The sequence below is a fragment of the Shewanella sp. DW31 genome (assembly GCF_015767295.1).
Lineage (GTDB): Bacteria > Pseudomonadota > Gammaproteobacteria > Enterobacterales > Shewanellaceae > Shewanella > Shewanella oncorhynchi.
In genome coordinates this window covers 134,734-143,088 of the sequence record NZ_JADWMP020000012.1, presented here as the reverse complement: position 1 = coordinate 143,088, position 8,355 = coordinate 134,734, and the positions used below count along the sequence as shown (strand labels likewise).

6 protein-coding genes and 1 rRNA gene are annotated in these 8,355 nt (G+C 46.0%); 2 read left to right on the top strand and 5 right to left on the bottom strand.

Annotation, left to right across the window (positions count from 1 at the left end; all coding sequences use genetic code 11):
* Positions 1-551, bottom strand: a 16S ribosomal RNA gene (locus GWI56_RS12085); the annotation flags it as partial.
* Positions 552-1,263: 712 nt separating this feature from the next.
* The gene (pssA, locus tag GWI56_RS12080) at positions 1,264-2,115 is read right to left on the bottom strand and encodes a CDP-diacylglycerol--serine O-phosphatidyltransferase (protein WP_198573012.1); all 852 of its coding nucleotides are present in this window, start codon (positions 2,113-2,115) and stop codon (positions 1,264-1,266) included.
* Between the two features lie 94 nt (positions 2,116-2,209).
* Between pssA and GWI56_RS12075 the strand changes: the two genes are divergently transcribed.
* Entirely contained in the window at positions 2,210-2,677 is a 468-nt protein-coding gene (locus GWI56_RS12075) for a DUF4124 domain-containing protein (protein ID WP_198573011.1), read from the top strand.
* Between the two features lie 278 nt (positions 2,678-2,955).
* Here the strand turns inward: GWI56_RS12075 and clpB are convergent, their stop codons facing one another.
* The 3 genes from clpB to rluD form a co-directional block, all read right to left on the bottom strand.
* Positions 2,956-5,529 (bottom strand): ATP-dependent chaperone ClpB, encoded by a 2,574-nt coding sequence (gene clpB / locus GWI56_RS12070; protein WP_198573010.1) that lies wholly within the window; start codon positions 5,527-5,529, stop codon positions 2,956-2,958.
* 199 nt (positions 5,530-5,728) lie between these two features.
* Entirely contained in the window at positions 5,729-6,463 is a 735-nt protein-coding gene (gene pgeF / locus GWI56_RS12065; protein WP_198573009.1) for a peptidoglycan editing factor PgeF, read from the bottom strand.
* Positions 6,464-7,438 carry a 23S rRNA pseudouridine(1911/1915/1917) synthase RluD gene (gene rluD / locus GWI56_RS12060; protein ID WP_105249966.1) on the bottom strand — a complete coding sequence of 325 codons (975 nt, stop codon included), beginning with the start codon at positions 7,436-7,438 and terminating at the stop codon, positions 6,464-6,466. It lies immediately after the preceding gene.
* A 122-nt stretch (positions 7,439-7,560) separates the two neighbouring features.
* On the opposite strand from rluD, the gene GWI56_RS12055 reads away from it, so the two are divergent.
* Positions 7,561-8,322: an outer membrane protein assembly factor BamD gene (locus tag GWI56_RS12055; protein WP_105249967.1), complete on the top strand. Its 762-nt coding sequence runs from the start codon at positions 7,561-7,563 to the stop codon at positions 8,320-8,322.
* Positions 8,323-8,355 lie beyond the last annotated feature (33 nt).

Here is an 8,355-nt window from a genome sequence, read left to right as displayed (position 1 = left end):
ACGCTCGGACCCTCCGTATTACCGCGGCTGCTGGCACGGAGTTAGCCGGTCCTTCTTCTGTAGGTAACGTCACAGATATAGCGTATTAAACTACACCCTTTCCTCCCTACTGAAAGTGCTTTACAACCCGAAGGCCTTCTTCACACACGCGGCATGGCTGCATCAGGGTTTCCCCCATTGTGCAATATTCCCCACTGCTGCCTCCCGTAGGAGTCTGGGCCGTGTCTCAGTCCCAGTGTGGCTGATCATCCTCTCAGAACAGCTAGGGATCGTCGCCTTGGTGAGCCATTACCTCACCAACTAGCTAATCCCACCTAGGTTCATCCAATCGCGGAAGGCCCGAAGGTCCCCTCCTTTCCCCCGTAGGGCGTATGCGGTATTAGCAGTCGTTTCCAACTGTTATCCCCCTCGACTGGGCAGATCCCTAGGCATTACTCACCCGTCCGCCGCTCGCCACCTCAGGAGTAAACTCCCTTGTGCTGCCGCTCGACTTGCATGTGTTAGGCCTGCCGCCAGCGTTCAATCTGAGCCATGATCAAACTCTTCAATTAAAGTTTTTTTGCTTCCGTCTTACGACTTCAGCGGCTCAATGAATTCTGATTTTTTGTTTCTAACTAAAGAAACAAACTGTACATATTGCTATGAACACTCATTGTTACATTGATTTAAATTTTTGACTGCCAACCCGAAGGCTAAGCAGTTTCGATTAACTCAACACCTGTGAGTGTCCACACAGATTTCTTGTTTTATCTTGTTAAAGAGCAACTCAATATTCGTAAGAGAACTTGAGTACCACACTGAGCGCCGAACGCTTCCAGTTGGCTAGGGCTGCGTATTCTACGCATTTCCCGTTTCGCGTCAAGGAGTATTTTCAAACTTTCTCAACACTTATCAATCAGTAAACTTATTGATGAACTGTCACATCAGGCTGCTTAACGCCGTCTGCCGTGTCAGTGGATGCGCATTATAGGCAGTGAAACTTTTTGTGCAAGGGCTTTTTTAACAATCTCCGCCAAGCGAATAAATAACCATCAAACTGCAGAAATATACTGCAATACTGAGCAATATCGCTGTTTGGGTTGATAAGTTTGGCAGAAAAAATCGCCTATTGCTGGGGTTTAATAGATTGAATGGGCATAAACAGAAGTTGATAGCGATTTTTCGTAATATCTACCAGCAAACCTCTAAAAGCGTTATGCCAGTGTGATGTCTTACTCTTGTTTGCACCTAGCTAATGATAAGCAATGCTCAAAAGCACTAGCCCTAAGATTTATGCTCTTCTTGTTTCTCTTTTTCGATATTTGTAGCGCTTTGTGTTTGTGCTGCAGCTTGGGTTGAGTGATTGCTCTCGACATTCGTCACCGTATCATTACCGACAATATGAGCGACTTTAAGTTTTCTCACCGCTCTGATAGTAATGATTGGGCCTGAAATCGCATATAAGTAAAAACCGACACATAAGATCAATGCAGGTTGAACTGACACCACCACAAATACACCGACGACCAGTAAGATCACGATAAAGTTAACCTTGCCACGCCAGTCAATTTCTTTAAAGGAGTGATAGCGGAAATTGCTGACCATCAGTAAACCGGTTGCTGCAGTAACAAGGGCCGCAATCCAACTGATGTTTCTTCCATCGAGACTATATTGATTACCAAGCCAAATACTGCCAGCAATAACAGCGGCGGCAGCCGGGCTGGCGAGACCTTGAAAATAACGCTTATCGGCAACGCCAACTTGCGTATTAAATCGAGCGAGCCTGAGTGCCGCACCTGCACAATAAATAAATGCCGCCAACCAACCAATTTTACCTAAGTCGGCTAATGCCCAATTGTAGGCGAGTAGTGCTGGCGCCATTCCGAAGGACACCATATCCGCCATACTGTCGTATTCGGCACCAAAATCACTTTGGGTATTAGTCAGCCTTGCCACTCGGCCGTCGAGCCCATCACAAATCATGGCAATAAAAATGGCTATCGCTGCGGCTTCAAAGTTAGCATTCATGGAAGCAATTACGGCATAAAAACCTGAAAACAAACCCGCTGTGGTAAAAAGGTTCGGTAATAAATAGATACCTTTATTCTTTACTGTTTGATTTGAAGAATTTTGCATACACTTATTACGCTAGTTCAGTGAAGAGAAGTTAGCTTTCAAGATAACATATTTTATTATCATGTCGATGAGAGACCAGTTAGGGATGATTTCGATGTTAAAAGTGAACACGTTCAGCACTATGCTATTCCGATGGTTTTGGCTCGGCCTTTTCATTGGCCCCGTTTCTGCGGGCGTTATCTATACTTGGGTCGACGAAAATGGGGTGACTCATTACAGCCAACAAGCCCCACAACAAGAAAGCATCAAAACATCAAAACTCTACAGTGAGGATTTAGAGCAGACGAAAGTCGGTTTTATCGCACCAGTAAAGAAAGCGGAAGTAACTTCTGAAGCCACTGAATTAGAAAAGTCAGCTGCGCTGATTAAAGAAAAAGACGCCAAACAGGCTCAATCCATTTGTGAGAGTGCTAAACACAATTTAGACATTCTCACGACGCACACTAAGCTTATCCGCCAAACTTCCGATTCGGGTGAATCTGTCGCTATGACAGAGGAAGACCGCCAAGCCTCGATTGCCCAGCAACAGGAAAGAATCAAACTCTTCTGTGATAAGAAGTAGCCAAATTCACAATGCCACTACATTAACGAACAACGATTAACGCTGATGCAATAAAAAAGGAGCCGAGTTAAAAACTCGGCTCCTTTCGTTTTAGTGCTTGAAGCGGGAGCGATACTGACTAAGAAAGCGCTATCTCTTATTGCAAGATAGTTTATTTCAAGCTCGTTCATTCAAGAACGCTTATTTCAGTTCGCCTATTTCAACATATCCAACTTCAAGCATTTGATTAACGTATCGCATTCAAACAACACACTAAGTTACTAGCTACTGGTCACAGGTTATTGCTCGAACACTAACTCGCCACCCGCACAACTGACCTTGATCGGTTTACCCGGTAACAAGTCACCACGCAGTAATTTCTGCGCCAGCGGGTTTTCGACTTCTTGCTGCAATGCCCGTTTCAACGGTCTTGCGCCATACACAGGATCGAAACCAATTTCCGCAATCAGTGATAATGCGTCGTCGGTGATCTCCAATGTATAGTCCTTTTCAGCCAAACGTTGGCGTAAGGAAGCAATCTGTATCGAAGCAATACGCTTGATATTGGCAGCATCCAATGGATGGAACACCACAGATTCATCGATACGGTTTAAAAACTCGGGTCTGAAACTGTGAGTGACCACATTCATTACCGCCGCTTTCATCTCTGCATAGGTCACTTGACCAAATCCTTCTTGGATAATGTCGGAGCCTAAGTTCGAGGTCATGATGATCACTGTATTTCTAAAATCGACAGTACGACCTTGACCATCGGTTAAGCGTCCATCATCAAGCACTTGCAGTAAAATGTTAAACACATCGGGATGCGCTTTCTCGACTTCGTCGAGCAATATCACCGAATAAGGTTTACGACGAACGGCTTCCGTTAAGTAACCGCCCTCTTCATAACCTACGTATCCTGGAGGCGCACCCACTAAGCGCGATACTGAGTGTTTTTCCATAAACTCAGACATATCAATGCGCACTAAGGCCGATTCGGTATCAAATAAGAACCTCGCCAGTGATTTACACAGCTCAGTTTTACCTACACCCGTTGGGCCTAAGAACAGGAACGAACCAATCGGGCGATTTGGATCCGCCAGACCCGCGCGGCTACGACGAATCGCATTCGCGACCGCATCAACGGCTTCGTTTTGGCCGATCACTCGTTCATGCAGCGCCACTTCCATTTGCAGTAATTTTTCGCGCTCGCCTTCCAGCATTTTCGATACGGGTATTCCCGTCGCTTTCGACAGTACTTCGGCGATTTCGAACTCAGTAACCTTGTTACGCAATAACGTCATGTCCTGCATTTCGGCTTGCGATGCCAAATCGAGCTGTTTTTCAAGCTCAGGAATACGACCGTATTGCAGCTCAGACATCCGAGTTAAATCACCCGCACGACGCGCCACTTCTAAGTCCATTCGAGCCTGTTCGAGATCGGCTTTTATGTGCTGAGTGCCCGCTAATGCGGCTTTTTCAGTACGCCAGATTTCGTTCAACTCTGAAGCTTTTGCTTCAACGTCACGTAATTCCTCTTGCAGATGGTCAAGCCTGCGACGACTCGCCTCATCATTTTCTTTGGCTAACGCTTGCTCCTCCAGTTTGAGCTGGATAGCACGACGTTCGAGCCTGTCGAGTGACTCAGGTTTTGAGTCCATTTGCATGCGGATGCTCGATGCCGCTTCATCGATCAAATCGATCGCTTTATCGGGTAACTTACGGTCCGACACATAACGGTGCGACATGGTCGCCGCCGCCACAATCGCCGGATCGGTAATTTCCACATGGTGATGCAGCTCGTAACGTTCTTTCAGTCCACGCAAAATAGCAATGGTGTCTTCAACGCTTGGCTCATCCACCAGCACTTTTTGGAAACGTCGTTCAAGTGCCGCATCTTTTTCAATATACTGACGATACTCATCGAGCGTTGTCGCACCCACACAGTGCAAGTCACCACGCGCTAACGCAGGTTTGAGCATGTTACCCGCATCCATTGCGCCTTCACCTTTACCAGCGCCGACCATAGTATGCAGCTCGTCGATAAAGAGGATCACTTGACCTTCTTCCTGCGCCAACTCATTAAGTACCGCTTTTAAACGCTCTTCGAACTCACCACGATATTTAGCACCCGCAATCAATGAGCCCATATCGAGGGATAAGACACGCTTATTTTTAATCCCCTCGGGGACTTCACCATTAACTATACGCTGGGCAAGTCCTTCAACAATCGCCGTTTTACCCACACCCGGTTCACCGATAAGGACGGGGTTATTTTTACTGCGACGTTGTAATACTTGGATCGTGCGGCGAATTTCATCGTCACGGCCGATCACAGGATCTAACTTGCCTTGTTCGGCTCGCTCGGTCAGATCTATAGTAAACTTCTTCAACGCTTGGCGTTGATCTTCAGCGTTCGGATCATCCACTTTTTGGCCGCCACGCATTTGTTCAATGGTTTGCTCCATCAACTCTTTGGTCGCGCCGGCTTTTTTCAACGCTTGTGCAAGAGCATCGGCACCTTCTAACGCTGCCAACACAAATAATTCGCTAGAGATATATTTGTCTTTACGCTTTTGCGCCAATTTATCACACAGGTTTAATAAACGGATTAAACCTTGGGATAATTGCACATCGCCGCCAGTCCCTTCAACTTGAGGTAAGCGTTCCAGCTCTTGACTCAAGAGCGATCGCAGCGCACTCACTCGAATGCCAGCTTGGGTCAATAAGGGATGGATTGAACCTGAATCTTGGTTCAACAATGCCATCATCAAATGCAGCGGTTCAATAAACTGATGATCACGCCCAAGTGCGAGTGACTGGGCATCAGAGATGGCAAGCTGAAATTTATTGGTCATACGATCGAGTCGCATACAGCCTCCTAACACTCATATAGTAGAGATATGCCAATCCATAAGACATCTTGCCAATTTAGTGGCTTTAAAATCAGTACCGCTAATGAAGAGATCTAAATAGGATTGGTATTACATTTCGTTAGTTAAAAGATGGGGGCTATTTAGCCAAATTCAAGAGAATAACGCGCAAATAAATACAAACTGTAGGGGAATTAGCTTAAGACTTAAGCCAGATCAATGAAGCCATGCGTCCCGTCACCTTATCGCGACGATAAGAGAAGTAATCCGTGTCGCTGACTGTGCAGATATCTGCGCTATAAATATGGTTTATACCGAGTAAACTCAAGCGTAATTTAGCCAAGCCAATAATATCGGCAAGATACTTGTTACCACTTGGAATAAAACACGCTGCCGACTGCGGATGTAAAGTACAAAAGGCTTGCTGTACTTCAACACCGACTTCAAATTTTTGTGGACCAATAGCCGGGCCGAGGTAGGCAATCAACTCATCCATAGGTGAACTAAACTGCGCCGCGGTGGCCTCAATCACGCCATCACATAAACCACGCCAACCGGCATGGGCTGCAGCCACTTCGGTTCCCGCTTGATTACACAACAACACAGGTAAACAATCGGCAGTCATTATAGCGCAAACTAGGCTCGCGGTTCGGCTGTAACAGGCATCGGCAATCGGTGTATCCACAGCAGGAGCTAAGCTCAGCGCATCTAAATTAAGCACATGAGTACCATGCACTTGCTCGAGCCAGACAGGCTCAGCGGTTAACGCTAATTGTTTGCAGAGTAATTCACGATTAGCCATCACCAACTCTGGCGCATCACCGACGTGCAGTCCAAGATTCAGACTGTCATAAGGATGCACGCTCACACCGCCATGACGATTTGTCATAGCGATGCTGACATTAGCGGGAACAGGCCAATCGTGATTAAACACTTACAAATACTCGATCGGATGCTCGACCGTGTCTTGACGCAATGCTTTCGTCAAAATCACCATATCCTCAGGAATTGGCGCGTGCCAGCTCATGATTTCACAACTCACAGGGTGCGCTAATTCAAGACGCACAGCGTGCAGCGCTTGGCGCTTGAAGTTTTTCAGAATATCAAAAAACTCTGGGCTGGCCCATTTCGGCGGTTTTGGACGACCACCATACACAGGATCGCCCACTAATACGTGGCCTATATATTCCATGTGCACACGAATTTGGTGAGTACGACCCGATTCAAGGCGCAATCTTAGACGAGTGTGATTACGGAATTTTTCCGCCACACGATAATGCGTCACTGCAGGTTTACCTGAGTGATGCACCGCCATATGAGTACGTTTCGTTGGATGACGACCAATCGGCTCATCAACAGTACCGCCACCTGTCATAGTCCCCATCACAATCGCTTCGTATTCACGAGTGATTTCACGGGCCTGCAAGGCGGCAACTAAATGGGTTTGCGCTTCAACGGTTTTGGCTACAACCATTAAACCTGTAGTATCCTTGTCCAGACGGTGCACAATACCAGCACGTGGTACATGCTCAATATCGGGACAATGGTGCAATAGTGCATTCATCAAAGTGCCATCGGCATTGCCTGCACCAGGGTGAACCACGAGTCCCGCTTGCTTGTTGATCACAATAATGTCGTCATCTTCATAGACGATATCCAGATCAATGGCCTGTGCCGCTGCGTGAACTTCTTCTTCAAGAGTGGCATCTATGAGTATCTGTTGCAGCTCATAAACTTTCTCTCGGGGCTTATTAACGACAACGCCGTCAACATAAACTGCATCAGATAGGATCCATTCCTTGATGCGCGTGCGCGAGTAATCTGGGAACAACTCTGCTAGGGCCTGATCTAATCTCAGTCCAGTTTGTGTTGCCGAAATCTCGCTTTTTAGATTAATCTCTTGTGTCATAGGAACCGTATCCCCATTTAGGGGTCAAAAAATGTGTGCTATCTGTTACAATCGGATGTTTTCTATTTTATAGTGAAATGGAAAAATTCTTAACTACAACTTAAAAAGAATTGAATTCAAGTATGTATAAATTTTCCAAAGGCGTTACCTTAGTCCTATTTTCACTAGCGTTATCAGCCTGTAGCAGCAGCCCTGATGATAACGATATTGCCGCCAAAACGTCACCTGATGTACTTTATACTCAGGCAAGAACCTCTATGGAGCTTGGCAATTACTCTAAAGCTGTCCGTTCTTTGGAAGCGTTAGACTCACGCTTCCCCTTCGGACCTCACAAAACTCAAGTCCAGTTAGACCTGATATATGCTTATTATAAAATGGACGATGTCGCTTCTGGTATTGCGAACATAGACAGATTTATCCGTCTTAATCCAACTCATCCAGATGTAGACTATGTGTTCTATATGCGCGGTTTAGTGAACATGCAAGCCGACAATTACATGTTCCACGACATGCTTAATATCGACCGAACCGATCGTGACCCTAAAAATGCTCAAGATGCTTTCAAAGATTTTGATCGTCTTATCAAAACCTACCCTAACAGCAAATATGCCGCCGATGCGCAAAAACGCATGTTAGCGTTGAAGAATCGCTTAGCAAAATATTCAATTCAAGTTGCCGAGTATTATCTCAAGATGAATGCATGGAGCGCCGCAGCAATCCGAGCACAATCTGTAATGGAAACATACCCTGGCACCCCTTCAAATGAACGGGCATTAGAGATAATGATAGAAGCTTATGGCGAATTAGGTCAGAGCAAGCTGAAGCAAAACGTGCTCATGGTAATGCAAGCTAACTTCCCAAACAATGAAATCTTATCAAACTAACCGAGAATGCCCCTTTAATAGGGGCATTTTTTT